17 protein-coding genes and 2 pseudogenes are annotated in these 22091 nt (G+C 36.1%); 15 read left to right on the top strand and 4 right to left on the bottom strand.

Annotated features, from left to right (window positions below; translation table 11 throughout):
* Positions 1 to 30 precede the first annotated feature (30 nt).
* A pseudogene (locus tag LWE_RS11170) lies at positions 31 to 4604 on the top strand (SpaA isopeptide-forming pilin-related protein).
* Between the two features lie 47 nt (positions 4605 to 4651).
* On the opposite strand, the gene LWE_RS11165 reads toward LWE_RS11170, so the two are convergent.
* Positions 4652 to 4999: a DUF4870 domain-containing protein gene (locus LWE_RS11165; RefSeq protein WP_011702947.1), complete on the bottom strand. Its 348-nt coding sequence runs from the start codon at positions 4997 to 4999 to the stop codon at positions 4652 to 4654.
* Positions 5000 to 5346: 347 nt separating this feature from the next.
* Between LWE_RS11165 and LWE_RS11160 the strand changes: the two genes are divergently transcribed.
* The 5 genes from LWE_RS11160 to LWE_RS11140 all read left to right on the top strand — a co-directional run bounded on the left by LWE_RS11160 (position 5347) and on the right by LWE_RS11140 (position 11874).
* Positions 5347 to 6420 (top strand): diguanylate cyclase, encoded by a 1074-nt coding sequence (locus LWE_RS11160; protein WP_011702946.1) that lies wholly within the window; start codon positions 5347 to 5349, stop codon positions 6418 to 6420.
* 105 nt (positions 6421 to 6525) lie between these two features.
* Positions 6526 to 7893 carry a sigma-54 interaction domain-containing protein gene (locus LWE_RS11155; protein WP_011702945.1) on the top strand — a complete coding sequence of 456 codons (1368 nt, stop codon included), beginning with the start codon at positions 6526 to 6528 and terminating at the stop codon, positions 7891 to 7893.
* A gap of 226 nt (positions 7894 to 8119) precedes the next feature.
* Positions 8120 to 9703 (top strand): acyl CoA:acetate/3-ketoacid CoA transferase, encoded by a 1584-nt coding sequence (locus LWE_RS11150; protein WP_011702944.1) that lies wholly within the window; start codon positions 8120 to 8122, stop codon positions 9701 to 9703.
* Positions 9700 to 10923 carry an L-lactate MFS transporter gene (locus LWE_RS11145; protein ID WP_011702943.1) on the top strand — a complete coding sequence of 408 codons (1224 nt, stop codon included), beginning with the start codon at positions 9700 to 9702 and terminating at the stop codon, positions 10921 to 10923. Before LWE_RS11150 ends, LWE_RS11145 begins: the two co-directional genes overlap by 4 nt.
* A gap of 21 nt (positions 10924 to 10944) precedes the next feature.
* Positions 10945 to 11874 carry a DUF561 domain-containing protein gene (locus LWE_RS11140; RefSeq protein ID WP_011702942.1) on the top strand — a complete coding sequence of 310 codons (930 nt, stop codon included), beginning with the start codon at positions 10945 to 10947 and terminating at the stop codon, positions 11872 to 11874.
* Positions 11875 to 11945: 71 nt separating this feature from the next.
* Here the strand turns inward: LWE_RS11140 and LWE_RS14480 are convergent.
* The 3 genes and pseudogenes from LWE_RS14480 to gloA all read right to left on the bottom strand — a co-directional run bounded on the left by LWE_RS14480 (position 11946) and on the right by gloA (position 14003).
* Positions 11946 to 13348 (bottom strand): annotated as a pseudogene (locus tag LWE_RS14480) (IS3 family transposase).
* Between the two features lie 81 nt (positions 13349 to 13429).
* Positions 13430 to 13588, bottom strand: a complete 159-nt coding sequence (locus LWE_RS11125; protein ID WP_011702941.1) for a hypothetical protein — start codon at positions 13586 to 13588, stop codon at positions 13430 to 13432.
* A 25-nt stretch (positions 13589 to 13613) separates the two neighbouring features.
* Positions 13614 to 14003, bottom strand: a complete 390-nt coding sequence (gloA, locus tag LWE_RS11120; RefSeq protein WP_011702940.1) for a lactoylglutathione lyase — start codon at positions 14001 to 14003, stop codon at positions 13614 to 13616.
* A 130-nt stretch (positions 14004 to 14133) separates the two neighbouring features.
* Here gloA and LWE_RS11115 point away from each other — a divergent pair, with 130 nt between their 5' ends.
* The 9 genes from LWE_RS11115 (at position 14134) to LWE_RS11075 (ending at position 22061) form a co-directional block, all read left to right on the top strand.
* On the top strand, positions 14134 to 14751 hold the full coding sequence (locus LWE_RS11115) for an MBL fold metallo-hydrolase (RefSeq protein WP_011702939.1): 618 nt from the start codon (positions 14134 to 14136) through the stop codon (positions 14749 to 14751).
* 68 nt (positions 14752 to 14819) lie between these two features.
* Positions 14820 to 15491 (top strand): cyclic nucleotide-binding domain-containing protein, encoded by a 672-nt coding sequence (locus LWE_RS11110; RefSeq protein WP_011702938.1) that lies wholly within the window; start codon positions 14820 to 14822, stop codon positions 15489 to 15491.
* Positions 15492 to 15743: 252 nt separating this feature from the next.
* Positions 15744 to 16439, top strand: coding sequence for a Crp/Fnr family transcriptional regulator (locus LWE_RS11105; protein ID WP_011702937.1), 696 nt, complete (start codon positions 15744 to 15746; stop codon positions 16437 to 16439).
* Between the two features lie 69 nt (positions 16440 to 16508).
* A complete protein-coding gene (gadR, locus tag LWE_RS11100) occupies positions 16509 to 17387 on the top strand; it encodes an acid resistance transcriptional regulator GadR (protein WP_011702936.1) in 879 nt (292 codons plus the stop codon).
* 74 nt (positions 17388 to 17461) lie between these two features.
* Positions 17462 to 18538 (top strand): Gfo/Idh/MocA family protein, encoded by a 1077-nt coding sequence (locus LWE_RS11095; RefSeq protein ID WP_011702935.1) that lies wholly within the window; start codon positions 17462 to 17464, stop codon positions 18536 to 18538.
* 15 nt (positions 18539 to 18553) lie between these two features.
* Positions 18554 to 19294 carry a sugar phosphate isomerase/epimerase family protein gene (locus LWE_RS11090; RefSeq protein ID WP_011702934.1) on the top strand — a complete coding sequence of 247 codons (741 nt, stop codon included), beginning with the start codon at positions 18554 to 18556 and terminating at the stop codon, positions 19292 to 19294.
* Between the two features lies 1 nt (position 19295).
* The gene (locus LWE_RS11085) at positions 19296 to 20018 is read left to right on the top strand and encodes a ThuA domain-containing protein (protein WP_011702933.1); all 723 of its coding nucleotides are present in this window, start codon (positions 19296 to 19298) and stop codon (positions 20016 to 20018) included.
* A gap of 2 nt (positions 20019 to 20020) precedes the next feature.
* The gene (locus tag LWE_RS11080; RefSeq protein ID WP_011702932.1) at positions 20021 to 20989 is read left to right on the top strand and encodes a sugar phosphate isomerase/epimerase family protein; all 969 of its coding nucleotides are present in this window, start codon (positions 20021 to 20023) and stop codon (positions 20987 to 20989) included.
* Positions 20990 to 21011: 22 nt separating this feature from the next.
* Complete coding sequence (locus tag LWE_RS11075; RefSeq protein ID WP_011702931.1) at positions 21012 to 22061, top strand: Gfo/Idh/MocA family protein; 1050 nt, start codon at positions 21012 to 21014, stop codon at positions 22059 to 22061.
* Positions 22062 to 22091 lie beyond the last annotated feature (30 nt).

Here is a 22091-nt window from a genome sequence, read left to right as displayed (position 1 = left end):
ATTGCTATTGCAACGATTATCGGATTATTAATGTTCCAAAATGTTTCACCTGTTTTGGCGACAATAACAAATGATGAGAATGTAAAGGCAACTTTAAAAATTATAAAAGAAGATAAAGATACGAAAGAGAAGATTAATGGTTCAACTTTTGAAGTGAAGAATAAAGAAACAGAAGCAGTCGAAAATGTAGCTATAAATTCAAATGGGGAAGGAACTCTCGATTCACTTTCACCAGGAGATTATTTAGTTAAAGAGAAGACAGCAGCACCAGGCTATACTTTAGATGAAAAAGCGTACACCGTAACATTAACTGAAAAAGAAACAGTGATTACTTCGGTTTCGGCAAAAGAAGAAACGAAGAAAGATGTTCAAAAAGAAGCTCAACAAGACACAACGAAAGACACAACAAAAGATACAACCGTTCCAGCAGGGAAATCAGTTCAAAATACTAATCTGAAATCTGTCATTACTGAAAATATCTTCAATAGCGTAACACTGAAAGATGGTAATGGGGATGAAATAAATACATCAGATCGTATTGAAAATGGTAGTGGTGTTGTATTAAATATGAATTTTGCTTTCACGGGCAAGAATTATAAAGCGGGAGATACTTTTACAACTGTATTGCCTGACGCTTTTAACTTTGGGAATAAAAATTTAAGTGGAAATTTTTCACCTTCAACAGAAGCGGAATGGTCTCTTGATGTGACTACGCGTGAACTAACAATCACTTTTCTAAAAGATGGTGTTCAAGAAGGTGATTATAACGTTAATATAAGTACTGCTTTCAAAGTATTTACAGCAACAGAAGAAACAGTACAAGATGTAGTCTTTAAAACGGCTGGAAAAGATACGATTTATCATATAGAAGTAATTCCAGTTGTTAACTATCCAACAACAGTGAGTCTTACAGCGAATCCAGGCGTAGTTAATCCTACGAAAGGGCAAGTGGATGCGAAGTTTAATTTAACAAAAGAGCAAGATGCCAAAGGTGAACTTAAACTGGTTGATTATACTTCAGGTGGAACAACGACCATTGATAGAGATAGTATTAAAGTATATTCGAGTAATGTAAGTGCTGGCGGAACTTTTATTGGTACCAAAAGTTTGCTTGTAGAAGGCACTGACTATACATTAACTTACGCTGGAACTGAATTAACAGTTTCGTTAAATAATGGATTAGCTGGGAAAGGCTATCAAGTAACCTATGACCGCACAATTAATAAACCAAGTGATTCTCTTTCCTATATGTCTACTCAGGCAACAACAGTAGGGGATTCGGGAGCATTATCTAGTAAATCAGATTACATTTACTTGACGATGACTAATTATAAACATCTAGTGAAAAAAGCTAGTTACAATGGTTCTACTCAAAGTATCGATTGGACAATAAATTTTAACTATGATCAAGATGAAATATCCCCTACAACTGTTCTAACCGATGTTCTTGCGGATAGTGATGTGGAGTATGTAGCAGATTCTCTTAAAATTAAACGAGTGACTTTTAATGCAACTAATGGCTCTCCAATTGTCGGAAGTGATGCGTCAAGTGACTGGACAACTTCCAATATCTCGGCGAATGGGAATTTTAATTTAACATATAAAAATACCAATACAAACGCCTATGAAATCACTTATTCCACGAAAATTACGGATTTCAGTGATCGTAAAATTAAAAATGAAATTACTGATGAAAATGGTGTTTCAGCTGACGCAACGATTGCGATTCAACCTGATTTACTAAAAAAAGAAGCAGGTAGTATTGATTACTTTAATAACACAATGACATGGAAAATAACTGCTAACTCAGACAGAATCACTATGGGAAATCTTAATATTACTGATGAATTTTCCACAGGGGTAAAAAGTTTAAAGAGCTACACAGTCCGTGCTTATACAGATAATACGAACAGTGTTTTACTCACAGAAGGAAAAGATTTCACAATAGATAAAGACATCACACCAGCAGGATTTTTTATACAACTTATTGGTGATTATGCTTCTACTAATAAAAAAATTGTTGTAGATTTTGTTACAAATATTGATTTGTCTGATGTCACAAAAACAATTGATAATAAAGCATCGATTTCTTACCATGATGGTGGAACAATTAAATATGTAGATGAAGTAACTGCATCTATGACCCCAGATCCAAACATGATGACTAATGGCGGAAAATACGGTTCTTACAATTCAACAACCGGTAATATTGATTGGATTGTTTCAGTCAATGCAATGGCGAAAAACTATGAAAAACTAATTTTTGACGATGCTATTCCAACAGGATTAACTTATGTAGAAGGTTCTTTACAATATCGGAATGTGGCCTCATCTAATGAAATGATGAATTTATATGTTCCTTTAAATTCCACTGGAGTACTAGCCAAAACAGGGGATAAAAACTATCCAACCAAAGTGGAGGCTACAGATACTAATTTACATTTAGAATTTGCCAATTTAGAGAACTCTCGAGTATTTATTAAATACAGCACTAAACCAAATGAAAATTGGTATTTTTATAATTATGTTCAAAATACCGCAAAAATAACTGATAATGGTACAGATGAAAAATCATACACTTACCGAGCATATGCGAGCAAACTTTTTAATGCAATGACAAAAACAGCTTCTATAGATCCTACATACGATAATAAAGTTAATTGGAATGTAACACTTAGCAACATTTCACCAGATCGTCCGATTAATAACCCAACAATCACTGATACTATGAAAACTGGGACCACTGGGGCTCAATTAGTGAAAAGTAGCTTTAAAGTAATGAATGAATCAACTGGTGAAGATATTGACTCAAAAAATTATGATATAACTTATACTGATAATAATTTCACTATACAATTTAAAGATTATAAAGCAACTGCGCCAATCAAAGTAACTTATAGTACGGTTAGTTTGATGTCAGGATTAATCAGTAACACGGCAACTACTTCTTCACCTGATTATGGGAGTCTTCCAATGACTTACAAATCAAGAACAGCTAGCGCATCACCTGCATTTACCATTGGTAGTGGAAGCGGAATGGCAACAGTCGGTTCACTTGAAATTACAAAAGTGGATAAAGAAGATAATACGAAAAAACTAACAGGTGCTAAATTCCAGCTATACACGCTTGAAGGAGAAAAAGCTGGACAAGAAGCAACAACAGATTCAGAAGGTAAAATCGTTATGGATAGTCTTCAATCCGGGAAATATAAACTTGTCGAAACAGAAGCGCCAACTGGATACACTATTAGTGACGAGTACAAAGATGGGAAAGAAATCACTATTGGAGCAGATGGACTAACGACAAGTGTCACCATCGAAAATACAAAACAAACCGGAAGTGTGGTTCTCGTAAAAGAAGACAGTGTAAGTAAAGCTGCTCTATCCGGAGCAGAATTTGAATTACAAACTGCTGATGGCACACAAGTAGCTGAGCATTTAGAATCTAATGCAGATGGTAAAATTGAAGTTAACGATTTGGCACCAGGCGATTACAAGTTTGTAGAAACTAAAGCACCAACTGGTTATATTCTTGATGCCACACCAGTAGAATTTACTATTGAGTTTAATCAAAGTGCAGCTACAGTTGTAACCAAAGATAATACAGCAAAAACTGGAAGCGTAATTCTTACAAAAGAAGATAGCGAAACCAAAGCCGCTCTATCTGGAGCAGAATTTGAATTGCAATCTGCTGATGGTACTAAATTGAAAGAAAACTTAACAACTGATGCTGACGGAAAACTAGAAGTAGCAGGGCTAGCGCCAGGCGATTACAAGTTAGTAGAAACCAAAGCACCAACTGGTTATGAACTTGATGACGCACCAGTAGAATTCACCATTGAGTTTAATCAAGTAGAAACTATACAAGTAACTAAAACAAACACAATGTCGACTGGTTCTGTAGTTTTAACTAAAACAGATGGACAAACCAAAGCTCCTCTGGCTAATGCTGTTTTCAAATTAATAGATGAGGGTAATAATGTACAAGAAAATCTATCCACTGATGAATCTGGAAAACTGGAGATAAATAATTTAGCTCCTGGTAATTATCAGTTAATCGAGATAAAGCGCCAACAGGATACGAATTAGATACTGCTCCAGTAGACGTGAAAATCACTTTTAATCAAAAGGAAGCTCTTCAAGTAGTAAAAACAAATATTAAAACAGTTGTAAGTGGCAAAGTAATAGCTGAATTTGTTGATACAAAAGGAAATAAATTAGCAGCCGAAGAGATTCATACAGGTCTTATTGGTAATAAATATATAACTAAAGCAAAAGAAATTAAAGGTTATAAATTACTAAAAGATCCAATGAATAAACTGGGGATATATAAAGAAATAGATCAGAAAGTCACTTTTGTATATGAGAAAAACGAAACTCCAACTATAGTTGATCCTAAAAAACCAACTAAACCAGTTACCAAAGCGAAACCTGTAACACCAACTAAACCTATAAGTCCGTCCAAAAAACCAGCAACGGTTGAAAAAGGAAATAAGCTTCCTTCAACGGGAGATGAATTCCCATATGGCGTGATTTTTACCGGTTTATTTGCTAGTGTAGTTGGAATCTTCTTATTAAGAAAAACAAAAAAAGTGAGCAAATAAAACAAAAAAATCCGTTATCCTGAAAATTTAGGATAACGGATTTTTATTTAAATCCAAATATCTTCTTCTGTTTTTGCACATAACATTTGAATACCACGGACAATATTAAAAATAAACAATCCGATAATAGAGATTAAGGTAATTACAAACAAGCTACCTGTAACGAAAAGAGACATATTAGCTAGCAAACCACCATTTACCAAAGTAGTCATAAATACACTAGAGAAGCAAATGAAACCAGCAATTGTTGGTATAATATGAGTTAATAAAGCAACTTTGGCATGATGTGTAACTTCCTCGGATTTAGCGAAAATCCAAATCAACACCGGTACGATAATGGGTGCAAAAAGAATACTAAAGTAACTTAAAGCATTTAAAATTCGATGATCATTCATAATCAACACACCTTTCTTATATGACTTAATTATAGCAAGTTAAACATGAGTAAGCCCTCGATTCAAGTTACAAAGCAAGAAAACAATATAACAAATATGTAAGGATTACAGTGTTTGATTTTTTTACATGAGACTTATTAAAGTACAGGAAAGTGGATAACTTAAACTATTATTTGAGTTGTTTTATTCCTATCGAGATAATTATTTTCATTTGCGGATTTTTTATGAGAAAATAGAAGGATAAATTTCTTTGAACCGTAATAATTTTATGTCCTCACTTATAAAAAGAATGAATATTTGTGAGCACAAGCGGGTATTGAGTAACATAGTGAAAGGCGGGGTGCTTTTTGGTAGAACAATTGGTAAGTAATGCAGCATTATTACTTGCAGGTTTTTATATTATTTCTTTAGTTTATAAAGAACCAATTACAAAAGAATTATCAACTAATCGAAAAATAGGAATAGGTGTGTGGGCAGGGCTCCTTGGTTTTGCACTAATGCTTTTTGGGATTCCAATCTCTAATAATGTGATTGTAGATTTAAGGCATATTCCAATTATTATGGTGGGATTTTACGGCGGACCAATTCCGGCAATTGTTTCAGCTATTATTATTGTAGCCTCACGATTTTTGCTTTCTGTGAGTAATGCAGCAGTGATGGCTGCAGTCGTAATGTTGCTTATCGGTATCATAACAGCGGTTCTTAGTAAACGCTTAGAGAAATACAAAATTTGGGGCGTTTTCGTTTTAAATATCATCGCAAGTGGGTTAGTAGTTATTAATTTACATTTAATTCTAGCAAGCGAGCCAAACTATTGGTTTAATATGTTTATGTTTGTGTCCATTGCACTTGTAATTGGCGCTATTTCAGCTGGCTTGATGAGTAACATGATTAAATCCAAGCAGCTATTTCAAAAGTATGAACAAGATTCTACACTAGACTATTTAACAAAATTATCTAACGTAAGGCAATTTGATGAAAAAATAAATCATGTGATGGATGATGGAAGTAGACAGGTCACTTTAATGTTAATAGATATTGATTATTTTAAAAATATCAATGATACATATGGTCATGATGCTGGAGATGCCATTTTAAAACAACTTGCCATTATTTTAAAAGGAAATACAGCAGATGGTTCGGAAGCATTTAGAAATGGTGGTGAAGAGTTTTCTATCGTTTTACTTGATTGTTTCATAGATGAAGGGAATTATTTTGCTGAAAAAATTAGAAAAGAAACAGAAGAGTATGATTTTCGAATTCCGGACGGCCAAACTGTAAAGATAACTATTTCAATTGGAGTTAGTAGTTGTACAGATGGAGCGAGTACAAGTGAAGGATTATTTAAAGCGGCGGACGAAGCATTATATAAAGCAAAATTAACTGGTAGAAATCGTGTTTGTGTAGCAGACAGAATCTGATTTGTCGCAAAAAAACGAGTACTTCTAGAGGGTTTCTTATGTTATAATAGATTGTGTAATGATGAGCAAATAACTAGGGAACTAGTCCAAAAGGATGAGCTATTAATGTTTGACTTAATGGATAACTTGCTGGGAGTACAGTCATTTGGCGAATTAAACAAAGATATGCCGACAACACTTTTTGTTACAGATGCAGATGGAAATATTTTAATTTCTAATAAGTTTACTGCACTGACAGTCGGAATGTCCCTGGAAGAATTACTTCGTTGTAATGTGAGGGACTTAGTTGAAGACGGAGTTTATAATGATTCTGTTACGCTTGAAGCAATTCGGACAAAACAAAAGAAAACAAAAGTAATTAATACGAAGAAGGGTTTTAGTATTCGTTCTACCTCAACACCAATTTTGTATCCGGATGGTACGGTACATTTAGTAGTTACCATGTCTGACGAAACACAACCAGATAGCTTTAAAACATGGCGCGGAGAAGCAATATCAGGTAATAGCGAATCACTTCTTCTGGAAGATTATAAAGAAAATGAAGGCACTGTTGTAGTAGCAGAAAGTGTAGCAATGAAGCAAATTGTTCGGGTCTGCAACCAAATTGCTCCATTTGATAGTAAAGTTTTATTATATGGTGAATCTGGTACTGGTAAGGAAGTATTATCCCGTTATATTCATGAAAAAAGCGAACAAGCTGCTGGTCCATTCATTTCGATTAACTGTGCGGCAATTCCAAAAGCATTATTCGAATCAGAACTTTTTGGTCATGAAAAAGGCTCTTTTACTGGTGCAGATATTGAAAAACCGGGAATGCTTGAACTGGCTGATGGTGGCACATTGTTTCTAGACGAAATTTCTGAAATGCCACTAGAGTTACAAGCAAAAATGCTTCGAGTTCTTGAAACTGGTGAAGTAAGAAGGTTAGGCTCAACAACTGAAACAAAGCGCCATTTTCGGCTTATTTCTGCAACGAATCGGAATCTTGGTGAAATGGTCGAAAAAGGAACATTTAGGCGTGATTTATATTATCGAATTAATGTGGTGCCGGTCCATATTCCTGCACTAAGAGAACGCCCACAAGATATTATTGGATTAGCACGCCAATTTATTCAAAAATTTAATCAGAAGTATCAAAAAAATTTCCAGTTAAGTGGCGATAAGACAAAAGAGTTACTTTCATATAACTGGCCTGGAAACGTCCGTGAACTTAGAAACCAGATTGAACGATTGGTTGTTATGTCTGGAAATAAGGAAGTAAAAATCACAGAAACAGACGATTTTGCGCTTGATTTACATTTTAAAGAACAAACAAAAAAAGAATCACTTTACTTGAAAGATTATTTACAGGATGTGGAAAAACACTTTATACTTCGCGTGCTAGAGGAAAGTGATGGAAACGTAACGAAAGCAGCAAATACGCTTGGAATTCATCGTTCTGTTTTATATCGAAAACTAAAAGCAATTCATTAGAGAACCTAATCAGTAATTATTGATTAGGTTTTTTTTGTTGTATTTTTACGACAAAATTAGTGAAAAGCATAGAGGGAAGTGTCGCCTTTTTGCGACAATAAAAAAGAAGGGATTTTAGAAACGCTGTTAAACAGCCATTTCCTATGTTGGCACGGAAATTGCTTTATAAGTAAGTGCGTATCATTACAAATATATGTGAATTATTGAACAAGAAGGAGTGAGGAATTTGTCAAAAGTAATAAAAGCAAGTGAAGCAGCGAAATTAATAAAGGATGGGGATACTGTTGCTTTGAGCGGTTTCGGATTAGCTTGTGTCAACGAAGAAATGGCTATCGCGGTTGAAAAGCGTTTTTTAGAAGAAGGAGCTCCGCGTAATTTGACGGTCATGCATGCTAGTGCCCTTGGTGATCGTAGGGAAAAAGGTATGAGCCACTGGGGACATGAAGGTTTAATTAAACGTTGGATTGGAGGAATTGCTATTGCCTCTCCTAAAATGGCAACCTTAATTGAGGAAGATAAATGTGAAGCATACAATTTGCCTCAAGGTATTATTACACAGCTTTATCGTGAAATTGCAGCTAAGCGTCCTGGTGTTATTACCAAAATTGGTATGGGGACTTTTGTTGATCCGCGAATTGAAGGTGCCAAAATGTCTGCAAGTTCCAAGGATGATTTAGTAGAATTATTAACGATTCATGGCGAAGAGTGGTTATTTTACCCAAGTTTTCCGATTCAAGTTGCGCTTATTCGTGGAACGGTTGCGGATGAATTTGGTAATTTAACATTAGAAAAAGAAGGCTTACATATGGAAGTCTTACCAATTGCACAAGCAGTTCGAAATTCAGGTGGAATTGTTATTGCTCAAGTAGAGTCTGTTGCCAAAAAAGGATCGCTTAATCCGAAAGATGTTCGTGTTCCCGGGATTTTAGTGGATCATATCATTATTTCGGAGCCGGAAAATCATTTCCAAACGGAAAACACACAATATAACCCAGCATTTTCAGGTCATATTCAAGTGCCGCTTGGTGATATTGAACCTCTTGAATTAGATGATCGTAAAGTAATCGCTCGTCGGTCAGCAGCAGAACTAGAACCACAAACTATTTTAAATTTAGGCGTGGGAATTCCGGTGAACGTATCTACAGTTGCAGCAGAGGAAGGTGTAAGTGACCAACTAATTCTAACAACCGAAGCGGGTTCTGTTGGCGGAGTACCAGCAGGTTTAGCAGATTTTGGCCATGCCTATAATAGTGAAGCGATTGTTGATCATCACTCACAGTTTGATTTTTATGATGGTGGTGGACTTGATTTATCGGTGCTTGGGCTGGCGCAAACAGACGAATCTGGTAATGTGAATGTCAGCAAGTTTGGTTCCAGAGTTGCTGGTTGTGGTGGTTTTATTAATATTTCCCAATCTGCGAAAAAATTAATCTTTGCTGGAACTTTTACAGCAGGTGGTTTAAAAACGCGTGTAGCTGATGGGAAATTAGAGATTTTACAAGAAGGAAAAGCTAAAAAGTTTATCAAACAAGTTCAACAAATCACATTCAGCGGTGAATATGCTTCGACTACTGACCAAATTATTCTATATGTCACAGAACGCGCCGTATTTCGTTTAGAAAATGGCAAAATGATTCTAACGGAAATTGCGCCAGGTATCGATTTAGAAAAAGATGTGCTTGGTCAAATGGAATTTGAACCAATTATTGCGAGTGATTTGAAAGTAATGGATAGTGGTATTTTTAGCGAAAAATGGGGCGGTTTAAAAACGATTATTGAAAAACAAACAAGAAAGGGAGTAACAATATGACAAAAGAAATAAATCGTTGGGGAGTCTTGATTGGTTCTGTCGGGGTGTTGCTTTGTACAGGCGCGGTATATGCGTTTAGTGTATTTGCAGGACCACTTAGCGCGGCTCATGGTTGGACTATTCCGCAAGTGATGATGGCATTTACAATTAATGCAGCAATTGGACCAATTCCAACTATTTTAGGCGGGATTTTAACGGATAAAGGGAAAGCCAAATGGGCGATTTTAATTGGTGGAATATTGTTTGGGCTTGGTTTTGCATTAACTGGTTTTGCTACTTCTACTACCATGCTTTATTTATCTTATGGTGTTCTAGCTGGTCTTGGTCAAGGATTTGCATACTCAGGATGTCTTAGTAACACGATTCGTCTTTTTCCAGATAAACGTGGTCTTGCTTCTGGACTTATTACAGCGGGAATGGGTGGAGCGACTATTATTGCAGCACCTATTGCGAATCATTTAATTGAAACGTATAACGTAATGACGGCATTTAAAATTATGGGAGCTGTTTATATCGCAGTTGTCATTGGATGTAGTTTCCTTATTCGCGTTGCACCAGCTGGTTATACGCCAAAAGGGTGGACACCGCCAGCAGGAAATGCAGCGGGAATGGTAAATGTACCTTGGACTGGAATGGTTCGCACAGTAACTTTTTATCTGATTCTTTTGATGTTAGGTATTGGTGCGTTTTCAGGTCTAATGATTGCTTCTAATGCTTCATTAATTGGTCAAAATATGTTCGGTTTAACAGCTGCATCGGCTGCTGCTTATGTTAGTATTTACTCGCTAAGCAACTGTTTAGGGCGTGTAGTTTGGGGGGCTGTATCTGACCGTTTAGGAAGATCCAATACATTAATGATTATTTATACAGTTATCGCCATATCTCTATTAGCGCTTGCAACACTTCAATCTGTTGTGGGATTTGTTATCGGAATCATTGGACTTGGGCTTTGTTTTGGTGGGACAATGGGTGTTTTTCCATCGATTGTCATGGAGAATTATGGTCCGAAAAATCAAGGCGTCAACTATGGAATTGTGTTCATTGGCTATTCCACAGCAGCTTTTTTTGCACCAAAAATGGCCGCGCAAATCGCAGGTCAAAATGGTGGCGACTTTACACAAGCTTTTTATATAGCAATCGCTCTTGCGGCTGTAGGTCTTTGTATCAATATTGTTTATAAATTACGTGAGAAAAAACAACCATCCAAAGAATTAGCATAAAATTAGAGAGGAGAAAAGAAAATGAATTTAACTGAAATGCTACAAATTAAATATCCAATTTTACAAGGAGCAATGGCACAAATTGCCACATATGAATTAGCTTCTGCTGTATCAAATGCAGGAGGTCTTGGTATTATCGCCTCGGGTGGAATGTCCGCAGATACTCTAAGAGAACAAATCCGTCTCTGTAAAGAAAAAACAACGAAACCGTTCGCTGTCAATATCATGCTAATGATGCCTAATTGTCCAGAACTTGTAGACGTTATTATTGAGGAAGATGTACGTGTAGTCACAACTGGCGCAGGGACTCCAAAACCATTTATGGAAAAATTTAAAGCAGCAGGCATCAAAGTAATTGCAGTTATACCTTCTGTGAAAATCGCTCAAAAAATGGAAGAAATCGGTGTGGATGCAGTCGTTGCAGAAGGTACGGAAGCTGGTGGACATGTTGGAGAAACAACCACAATGGCTTTAGTGCGTCAAGTTGTATCGGCAGTAAATATTCCTGTTATTGCAGCGGGAGGAATTGCAGATGGTCACGGCATGGCAGCTGTTTATGCGTTAGGCGCAAGTGGTGTCCAGATTGGTACACTTTTCCTTGTTGCCGAGGAATGTCCTGTTCCAGCAAGTTTTAAACAAGCAGTCCTTGATGCGACGGATACAAGTACAACTGTCACTGGACGTCGAAATGGTGCCCCGGTTAGAAGCATTAAAAACCCAATGATTAAAAAATATGTTGAGTTAGAAAACGAGAATGCTTCAAGAGATAAGTTAGAAGAATTAACACTCGGTTCTCTTAGAAAAGCAGTTCATGAAGGAGACGTTGAAAATGGCTCCGTTATGGCCGGCCAAATTTGTGGAATGTTAACGGAAATTCGTTCCACAAGTGATATTATTGAAAACCTTATGAAAGAGTCCAAGCAAGTTGCAAGCAATTTAGTCATTCAATAATAGAAAAAAACCAGCAGAATCTGTAGTGACCCCCAAAAGTTGGACAATTTGTAGAGTGGATTTTTTCCACTCTATTTTTGTGCTATTAATAATTGATTTTTTCGAAATTCAATAGGGCTTTGCCAATGAAGTTTTTCTTTCATACGATATTGATTATAATAGTGAATATAATTTTTAATAGCTTGCTTCAGCTCATGGTAATTAGAATAAATCTTGCCATAATATATTTCTTGCTTGAGAAGACCGAAGAAATTCTCCATGGGAGAATTATCTAAACAATTTCCTTTTCGAGACATACTTTGAAAAATACGATGTTTTTTTAAGGCGGAACTATAAGCAGTCATTTGATAAGCCCAACCTTGATCTGAATGAAAAGTTCGGCGGTAAGGACAGTCACTCGTTTGCTTTATGGACTCTTCCAGGCCAGTCATAATTGCTTGAGCAGTAGGGCGTTCAGAGATAGTATAGCTAATAATTTCGCTGTTATACAAATCCATAAATGGATTTAGATACATTTTCTTCTGCCGAAGTATACCAGATGAATCTGTTTCAACATATTTAAACTCTGTCGTATCTGTGGTTATCTTTTGATGAGGTATAGCAGTATAAAAGTGTCTTTTTACGAGATTTTTAGCCGTTTTCCCTACATTTCCTCTATAGGAGTTATACTTTCGAGATTTACGGGTGAATGATTGGACTTGTAATCTCAATTTTTGAATTAAGCGTTGCACTTTCTTTTTATTTATTTGGAAGCCGCGACGTTTCAGTTCTTGTGTCATTCGTCTATAGCCATAATTAGGATGTGCTTGACGAATAGCTTTTAATTCATTCTCTACTTCTTCTGTCGGATTTTCTCTATTCAAATGCTTTTGCCAATACATATAGGTAGATTTAGGAAACCGAAGGGTTTCTAAGATTTCAGTTAATCGGAAGCGTCTTCGGAGGCTGTGAATGACTCGTGCAATTCGCTCATTTTGCGTTCGTCCTCTAAACGCAGCCTCCTCAACTCCTTTAAATAAGAGAGCTCTATTTTTAACATGCGATTCTCTTTCTCTAGCTTTTCAAGCTGAGTGAGGTTATCCTGTACAGATTTCTTTCTTTTTTTAGCATCCATTTTTGGTGGTCGTCCTTTCGTTTTGGAGAGCCCATCTACCCCGTCTTCCCGAAATTTTTTCATCCAACTAGCGATTAATGCAGGATTATTGAGACCAATTTGGTTAGCAATTTCACGATAGGATAGCTCCCTTGTTTGATATAACTCTATCGCATTTAACTTCGCTTGAAAAGAATAATGTGTATTTTTCTGCTTTCGTAAAAGTCCTTCCATACCGAATTGTTGATAAGCGTTCACCCATTTCTGAACTTGCTGCACCGTTTTAATACCATGTTTTTTCGCTAGATAGGTATAACCACCTTTCTTGCCAAGATATTCTTGCACTATCTTTAACTTCAATTCAGAACTATATTTTGCCATAAAAATACCGACCTCCAAAAGTTAGATTTTTGGTCTAACTTTCGGGGGTCGGTTCAATCAATTAGATTTTGCTGGTTTTTTTTATTTGCGGCGATACATTTTGGTCAAGTCTACCATTAAATAAACGAGTAAGACAGCTGTAATAATAACAGCGATAAGATTAGCTATATCATTATGAAATAGAAAACTAATCCCATTAATTGCTAGTGCGATTAAAATAATAATGAAATATTTTATCATTAAAAGTCTCCAGTTCTATTTCTAATTATAAAGCGCCATCTTGAATGATTTCTGTTTTATAACCATCTGGATCTGTAAGGAAATAATAGAATGGATCTTCACCCGGAAGTCCTTTTAAATCTGTTACTGTATAGCCAGCTTCTTGGTGTTCTTTTAGAAGGGAGCGGACATCAGGAACCCCAACAGCTAAATGACCATAACCATTTCCTAAATCGTAAGCTTCTTTTTGGTCATAATTATAAGTAAGTTCTAATTCAAAGCCGCCTTCTTCAAACGCCATATAAACTAGAGTAAACTCAAAATCTGGAAAGTCTTTACGACGAACCTCTTTTAGTCCTAATGCTTTTTCATAAAAAGCAATGGATTCTGTTAGGTTTTTTACGCGAATACATGTATGTAACATTTTTGTAGTCATTTTTATTCCTCCTTTTAAACTTCTTTCTTCATTGTAGTATATCTCGGAAGTGAATACAAACAAGGAATATTAATGGCAGTATAGCTTCTTTTTCGGTATAATGATGATTGTGAAGAAAGGCGGAAATAAAATGGCAAAAATCAAACGAATTATAACAGGAATAATCCAAGAAAATTGTTATATTATTTATCAAGATAATTTAGCGCTGATTGTTGATCCGGGTGACGAAGCTAGTAAAATCAAAGCTGAAATCACAAAATTAGATGTGAAGCCGGTAGCAATTTTATTAACACACTGCCATTATGATCATATTGGTGCTTTAGAAGAGATTCGGACAACTTATCATATTCCCGTATATGTCAGTCCGCTTGAACAAGAATGGCTTTCAAATCCTGATTTAAACCTATCGGCACATGTCTCGGGAAAAGCAATTATTGCCGAACCTGCTGAATATGAGTTCACTTTAGGTGATTATAATATAGAAGGTTTTATTTTTAAAGTCGTGCCAACGCCAGGTCATTCGATTGGCAGTGTTAGTTTTATTTTTGATGAATTTGTAGTGGTTGGGGACGCGTTGTTCAGAGGTAGTATAGGGCGTACAGACCTTTATACAGGTGATTTTGACACATTGATTAATAGTATTAAAACAGAGTTATTTGTCCTTCCAGACGAACTCCCTGCGTACTCAGGACACGGTGATGTAACAACGATAGGCCATGAGAAAAAAACTAATCCATATTTCAACTAATAGAGAACTTGCAGAAGAAACTTTTTCTGCAGTTTTTTTTATCTTTAAAAGGAGAGGATGATAGAAAAATGCAATCAGATGAAGAGATTTTCAGAGAAACAACGACAAAATCATTGCTACAGTTATTAAAAAAAGAATATGATTTTTATGATTATTGTTACCAAGAAGTCCTTCCTAAAGGTCAAGAAATTAAAATGAATGATTCGAGCGGTTTCAAAATTTACTTAGTCGAAAGTGGTTATTTCGCTTATTGTCTTCAAAATGACTTTGGTGATTCAGGGATCATTACTTTTATTGGTAATGAGGTGGCCATCAATTTAATACCTATTATTAAAGAAGAGCCAGAAGATGCTTTTTTGCGTAGTTTAACAGAAGTGCATTGTTGGGTGCTCGATCCGGATTTTGTCGAACGTGTTTTGGATAATTCTGGTCAAAAAGCAAAATACCTGTTATCAAACTTACTTTATACGAGAAAAATTTATTTTAAAGCGAGCAAACGGACTTTTATGAAAAAAGAATTACGTATTAGAGCCTGTTTGAAAGATATTGGGCTTTATATGGGACGCGTTACAAAAGAAAAAGAATATATCTTGCCCGATGAAATAAATAATTCGATTTTGGCTCAATATGCAAATACTACTCGCGAATACACGAATATTATCGTTTTGAAACTGCGAAAAGAAGGGATTTTGGATGATAGTCATAAACCATGGGTCATAAAAAAAATCGACTTACTCTAAAATAACAAAAACTTAATATATATTGGGTTTATGGTTGTAAAAGGTGTAAAAGTTAAAATAAACGTCAAAAAAAAGCAAAGAAAATTGTCACAAAAAGTACTTATTTACAAATTTTCTTTCGTAAAAAGTTATATTTCATACTAAAATAGTAAAAAAACACCTCTTTTTTAGCTATAATGTTAGTTTATTTGATTTATGCGCTCTCTAAGGCATTTTCATTTTATGATATTATACTTTAGAGGAGGAATTATAATGAACACAATAGAAAAACCACAGCACGAAATTATGGCATCTCCCCTTCATTTTTGTAAAAAGTCTGGGGATTTCGCAAAACACAGTATGAGTATTAAGCTTTCTAAAAATGAACTGTTTGACGTTGACTTTGTAACAGGTATCTATTTTGTTGAAAAAGGTATCGTTATGAAAGGAACACAGATAGATGACTATATAGGATATGATCAGTTATTAAAGCATGGGGATGTATGCAATTTTTCTTCTTTTATGTCCTCGGATTTAAAACGAAATATTGGAGCTAAATTATTGTCACCAAGCTCTAGTGTCATTACTGCTGTCGATAGAGATTTTTTTATTTTCATGATAGAAAAGCACATTAGCATTGAAGAATTTATGCTGTATCAATCCAAAAGAGAAATCATGGTTCTTCAACGACGCTGTTTGCTAAATACACTCAAAGTAAAAGAGCGTGTAAAACATGTTATTGCTGCGATTGGTTACGAATATGGTATTTCGAATGGAAATAATATCCAAATTCCACAAGAATTATCGACCACTTTTTTATCTAAATTTATGGGAATCACAAGAGAATATCTTAGCTTAACGCTTAGTGAACTAAAAAAAGAAGGTTATCTGCTTAATACAAAGATACCAGTTGTTTTAAATGCTGAAAAATTGTTCAATGAAATTCCATATGAATCGTTAATTTTATAAAATAAGGAAGATAGTCTAACGGCTGTCTTCTTTTTTATGCTAAAATGAAAGAAAAAAAGGAGTTCCACTATGAGTGAATACTTGGAAATTCCAGAATTAAATAAAGCCTTTCCATTTCGTTCCTTTGTAAATGAAGGAGAAGTACTTGTTTATCCACATTGGCATAAGGAAATTGAAATTATTTATGCACTAAAAGGTAGTTTAAATCTAGGGATAAATGATATGCCAATTCAATTAAAAGAAGGCGAAATCCAAATCATTAATGGTGGGGATGTACACTATTTTTTGGCTTCCCCAAGTAGTGAGCGAATTGTGATTCAATTTGACCTAAGTTTATTTCAAGAAGAGATGCAAATGGATGGTCACACACAAACATTACGCGAAATGCTTACAGAAATGGCGCATTTAAGTAGAGAATGGCCAGATGAGACAGTTTCAAGAATGCAATCGTTAATTATGAATATTCATGCTGAATCAAGTGATGAAAAATCAGGAAGGCACTATATTATTAAAGGAGATTTACTGGCAATTATAGGCCTGATTTACCGCGAAATTCCGCAAATAAAAACGCAACCAGATAGTGTCATTTCCGAAGAAGCAGTGTTGAAATCCCAAGAAACATTGCATAAATTAGATCAGATATTTTCCTATGTTGAAAAACATTATCAAGAGCCAGTTAGTTTACAACAAGTAGCGAATTATACTGGTTTTAGTACGTATTATTTTACAAAGTTTTTCAAAAGAAATACAGGCATGACTTTTGTGACCTTTTTAAATGATTATCGATTGAATAAAGCGAAATGGATGTTATTAAATGAAGCATTTCCTGTGACGGAAGTGGCTGAACTAGCCGGATTTAGTAGTGTTAAAACATTCCATCATGCGTTTAAAAGAGCAATGGGTGTGGCGCCGCTTAAATATCGGAAGACAATATACGGGAATAATTAAGCAATAAAATAGGAAGAATTACCTCTAGTAGTTTTGTATGATGTAACTATCAAAACTATTGGAGGTTTTTTATTATGACATTGAAAGTTGGAATTATTGGTTGTGGAGGCATTGCAAACGGTAAGCATATGCCAAGTTTATTCAAAGCTGAAAAAGCAGAAATGGTTGCTTTTTGCGATATCGTTTTAGAAAAAGCAGAAGCAGCAGCAAAAGAATTTGGTGCGGAAAATGCAAGCGTATACACAAACTATATGGAATTACTTCAAGACAAATCCATCGATGTCATTCATGTTTGTACACCAAATATTTCGCATGCTGAGATTTCTATTGCAGCAATGGAAGCAGGTAAACACGTGATGTGCGAAAAACCAATGGCAAAAACAACAGCAGAAGCAAAAAGTATGATTGAAGCTTCCGAACGAACTGGAAGGAAACTAACGATTGGTTATCAAAATAGATTCCGTAAAGACTCTGATTACTTGCACCAAGTATGCGAAAATGGCGAATTAGGTGATATCTATTATGCCAAAGCAAAAGCGATTCGTCGCCGGGCAGTTCCAACTTGGGGAGTATTTCTAGACGAAGAAGCTCAAGGCGGTGGACCACTTATTGATATTGGTACACATGCACTTGATTTAACGCTTTGGATGATGGATAACTATAAACCAAAATATGTAGTAGGAAACAGCTATCATAAACTTGCTAAGAAAGAAAATGCTGCAAATGCTTGGGGCTCGTGGGATCCAAATAAATTTACTGTAGAAGATTCTGCATTTGGTTTTATCACAATGGAAAACGGCGCAACGATTGTTTTAGAAGCTAGTTGGGCGCTTAATACTTTAGATGTTGGCGAAGCGAGAACTTCTCTATCCGGAACAGAAGGTGGCGCGGATATGGAAGACGGCTTACGGATTAACGGCGAAGCACACAGCCAAATGTTTGAAAAGAAAATCCAATTAGAAGCAGGTGGCGTTGATTTTTATGACGGTACAGGAGATGACCCTGCTTTAATCGAAGCGGAACAATGGTTAGAAGCGATTATAAATGATACAGATCCCGTAGTAAAACCAGAACAAGCACTTGTTGTAACACAAATTTTAGAAGCTATCTATGAATCATCCAAAACGGGTCAACCAGTTTATTTTAATTAAGGAGGAAGTGCCTTTATGAAAGCAAAAATAGCGTTACAGTTGTGGAGTGTCAAGGAAGCTTGTGAAGATGATTTCTTTGGAACATTAGAAAAAGTAGCCGAAATGGGTTATGACGGTGTGGAATTCGCTGGCTATTACGGAAAATCTGCCAGTGAAATTAAAACAAAATTAGCTGAACTTGGACTAGAAGTAGCGGGATCACATATTAGTAAAGAAATGCTTGAAGCAGAATTAGAAGATGTGATTGTTTTTGAACGCGAATTAGGTAATAAATTCATTATTTGCCCTTACGCTGACTTTGAAACGAAGCAAGAATGGCTTTCTTTTGCGGAAAAACTACGTGAAATTGCGAAAACTATCCAACAAGCTGGAATGCAATTTGGCTATCATAATCATGCCCATGAATTAGAAAAAGTAGATGACGCTATTATCTTAGAAAATTTACTTGGAAATGTACCTGAGATGATTGCGGAATTAGATACTTATTGGATAGAGTATGCAGGGGTCGGAGTAATTCCTTTTATTGAAAAATATCGCAATCGTGTGCCACTTGTCCATATTAAAGATAAATCAAAAACGAGCAAGGAAAGTACGATTATTGGTGAAGGAATTCTCGATATTTCTGGGTACGTGAAAACAGCAATCGCATCAGGAACGAAGTGGCTAATTATTGAGCAAGAAGCATTTGAGGAAGACCCGCTAACAAGTGTTGCCAAAGGTTATACATATTTAGCGAATGTATTGGAGGGGAAATAATATGACGCGCGTAACAGTATGGAACGAATTTTTACATGAAAAAGAGGATGATGCAGTGCTAGCAATTTATCCAGATGGAATTCATGGACAAATTGCTGGTTTCCTAGAAAAAGCAGGAATGGATACAGCAACAGCTACTTTGGAAGAACCAGAACACGGACTTACAGAAGAAGTTTTAGCGAACACAGATGTACTTATTTGGTGGGGACATATGGGACACGACCGTGTGGAAGATGAAATTGTCGATCGTGTGCAAAAACGTGTTTTAGAAGGCATGGGGCTTGTTGTCTTACATTCAGGTCATATGTCGAAAATATTTATGCGTTTAATGGGAACAAGCTGTGACTTGAAATGGCGAGAAGCGAATGAAAGAGAGCGACTTTGGGTAGTGGATCCAACACACCCAATTGCAAAAGGCATCGGCGAATTTATCGAATTAGACGAAGAAGAGATGTATGGAGAGCATTTTGATATCCCAACTCCTGATGAACTCATTTTCTTAGGTTGGTTCGAAGGTGGGGAAGTTTTCCGCAGTGGTATTACGTACAAACGAGGAAATGGTCGGATTTTCTATTTCCAACCAGGTCACGAATCTTACCCAACGTACCATCATCCTGATATACAACAAGTAATTATCAACGGCGTCCATTGGTGCGCAGAAAGTCGAAAAACATACCCAGCATATGGGAATCACCAACCACTTGAACAAATAGGGAGGAAATAAAAATGAAATTAGGCGTATTTACACCATTATTTGCTAATTTATCATTAGAAGAAATGTTAGACAAAGTAAAAGCGGCAGGTCTTGATGCAGTAGAAATCGGAACTGGCGGAAACCCTGGAAATCACCACTGCCCAACGGATGAACTATTAGCAAGTGAGGAAGCTCGCAAAGAATATTTAGATAAATTTACTAGTCGGGGATTAACTATTAGCGCATTTAGTTGTCATGATAACCCAATTTCTCCAAATAAAGAAGAAGCGGCAGCATCCGATGAAATTTTACGCAAATCGATTAAACTTGCTTCCTTAATGAATGTCCCGGTTGTTAATACATTTTCTGGCACAGCTGGTGATAGTGACGATGCCAAAGCACCAAACTGGCCGGTAATTCCTTGGCCTACTATCTATAGCGATATTAAAACGTGGCAATGGGAAACAAAACTAATTCCATATTGGAAAGGAATTGGTGAACTTGCAGCAGCTTCCGGCGTTAAAATTGGTATTGAATTACACGGCGGGTTCTTATGTCATACACCATATACAATTTTAAAACTGCGGGAAGAAACAAATGATGCTATTGGTGTTAATTTAGATCCTAGTCATTTATGGTGGCAAGGAATTGACCCAGTTGGTGCTATTAAAATCTTAGGTAAAGCTGGAGCAATCCATCATTTCCATGCAAAAGATACTTATTTGGATCAAGATAATATTAATATGTATGGTTTGACAGATATGCAACCATATGGCGATGTTCAAACGAGAAGCTGGACATTCCGTTCCGTGGGTTGCGGCCATAGTTTGACAGAATGGTCGGATATTATGAGCGCGCTTAGAACATATGGATACGATTATGTAGTTAGTATTGAACATGAAGATCCATTAATGTCGATTGACGAAGGTTTCGACCGTGCCGTTACTAATTTACAATCAATTTTAATTAAAGACAAACCACTAGATATGTGGTGGGCTTAACGATAAGAAAGAGGGGCTTAAGATGAAAAAATATCAATTAGTAATTGTTGGTTATGGCGGGATGGGCAGCTATCATGTAACGCTTGCATCAGCAGCTGATAATATAGAAGTTCATGGTGTATTCGACATTCTAGAAGAAAAACGCGATGCCGCCGCTCAAAAAGGGTTGAACATATATGAAAGTTTTGCAGATGTTTTAGCAGATGAAAAGGTAGATGCTGTGCTCATTGCAACTCCGAATGATAGCCATAAAGAACTTGCTATCAGCGCACTCGAAGCAGGAAAACATGTCGTTTGCGAAAAACCAGTGACCATGACAAGCGATGATTTATTAGCAATTATGGATGCAGCAAAAAAAGTAAATAAACATTTTATGGTACATCAAAATAGACGTTGGGATGAAGATTTTCTTATTATTAAAGAAATGTTCGAACAAAAAACGATTGGCGATATGTTTCACCTAGAATCGCGTGTGCACGGAGCAAATGGTATTCCAGGTGATTGGCGTCATTTGAAAGCACATGGGGGTGGGATGGTACTTGATTGGGGCGTTCATTTGCTGGACCAATTATTATTCTTAGTTGATAGTAATGTAAAGTCTGTATCTGCACATTTAAGCTATGCGCTTGGTGATGAAGTGGATGATGGCTTTGTCACATTCATTACTTTTGAAAATGGTATCACAGCCCAAATCGAAGTCGGAACAACGAATTTTATTAAACTACCTCGGTGGTATGTGAAAGGAACAGAAGGAACTGGCATTATCCATGATTGGGATTTAAGTGGTGAAATCGTCAAACCAACAGCACTTGCTAAAACTTCTGAACCAACACCAATTAAAGCTGGTCAAGGACTAACTAAAACAATGGCACCACCAAGTGAAGAAGCTACCAATACCTTATCACTTCCAACTCCAGCCAAATTAGCTACTTCTTTCTATAATAATTTTGCAAACGTACTAAGCGGCGAAAGTGACCCAATCGTTCAAAACGAAGAAGTTTATCAAGTTTTAAAATTGATTGAAGCCATATTTGAAGCGGCTGAGACAGATAAAACTATTCATTCTATATAAGAAAAATGTTTTGGAATCCTAATTATGTGG

Origin of the sequence: Listeria welshimeri serovar 6b str. SLCC5334 (genome assembly GCF_000060285.1) — a bacterium.
Classification (GTDB): domain Bacteria; phylum Bacillota; class Bacilli; order Lactobacillales; family Listeriaceae; genus Listeria; species Listeria welshimeri.
This window is presented reverse-complemented; position numbering and strand designations above follow the sequence as displayed.

Coding starts and splice junctions, on each gene's coding strand:
- LWE_RS11165 (WP_011702947.1), bottom strand. CDS start 4,999: ATGAATGATCATCGAATTTTAAATGCTTTAAGTTACTTTAGTATTCTT.
- LWE_RS11155 (WP_011702945.1), top strand. CDS start 6,526: ATGTTTGACTTAATGGATAACTTGCTGGGAGTACAGTCATTTGGCGAA.
- LWE_RS11145 (WP_011702943.1), top strand. CDS start 9,700: ATGACAAAAGAAATAAATCGTTGGGGAGTCTTGATTGGTTCTGTCGGG.
- LWE_RS11140 (WP_011702942.1), top strand. CDS start 10,945: ATGAATTTAACTGAAATGCTACAAATTAAATATCCAATTTTACAAGGA.
- LWE_RS11125 (WP_011702941.1), bottom strand. CDS start 13,588: ATGATAAAATATTTCATTATTATTTTAATCGCACTAGCAATTAATGGG.
- gloA (WP_011702940.1), bottom strand. CDS start 14,003: ATGACTACAAAAATGTTACATACATGTATTCGCGTAAAAAACCTAACA.
- LWE_RS11115 (WP_011702939.1), top strand. CDS start 14,134: ATGGCAAAAATCAAACGAATTATAACAGGAATAATCCAAGAAAATTGT.
- LWE_RS11110 (WP_011702938.1), top strand. CDS start 14,820: ATGCAATCAGATGAAGAGATTTTCAGAGAAACAACGACAAAATCATTG.
- LWE_RS11105 (WP_011702937.1), top strand. CDS start 15,744: ATGAACACAATAGAAAAACCACAGCACGAAATTATGGCATCTCCCCTT.
- gadR (WP_011702936.1), top strand. CDS start 16,509: ATGAGTGAATACTTGGAAATTCCAGAATTAAATAAAGCCTTTCCATTT.
- LWE_RS11095 (WP_011702935.1), top strand. CDS start 17,462: ATGACATTGAAAGTTGGAATTATTGGTTGTGGAGGCATTGCAAACGGT.
- LWE_RS11090 (WP_011702934.1), top strand. CDS start 18,554: ATGAAAGCAAAAATAGCGTTACAGTTGTGGAGTGTCAAGGAAGCTTGT.
- LWE_RS11085 (WP_011702933.1), top strand. CDS start 19,296: ATGACGCGCGTAACAGTATGGAACGAATTTTTACATGAAAAAGAGGAT.
- LWE_RS11080 (WP_011702932.1), top strand. CDS start 20,021: ATGAAATTAGGCGTATTTACACCATTATTTGCTAATTTATCATTAGAA.
- LWE_RS11075 (WP_011702931.1), top strand. CDS start 21,012: ATGAAAAAATATCAATTAGTAATTGTTGGTTATGGCGGGATGGGCAGC.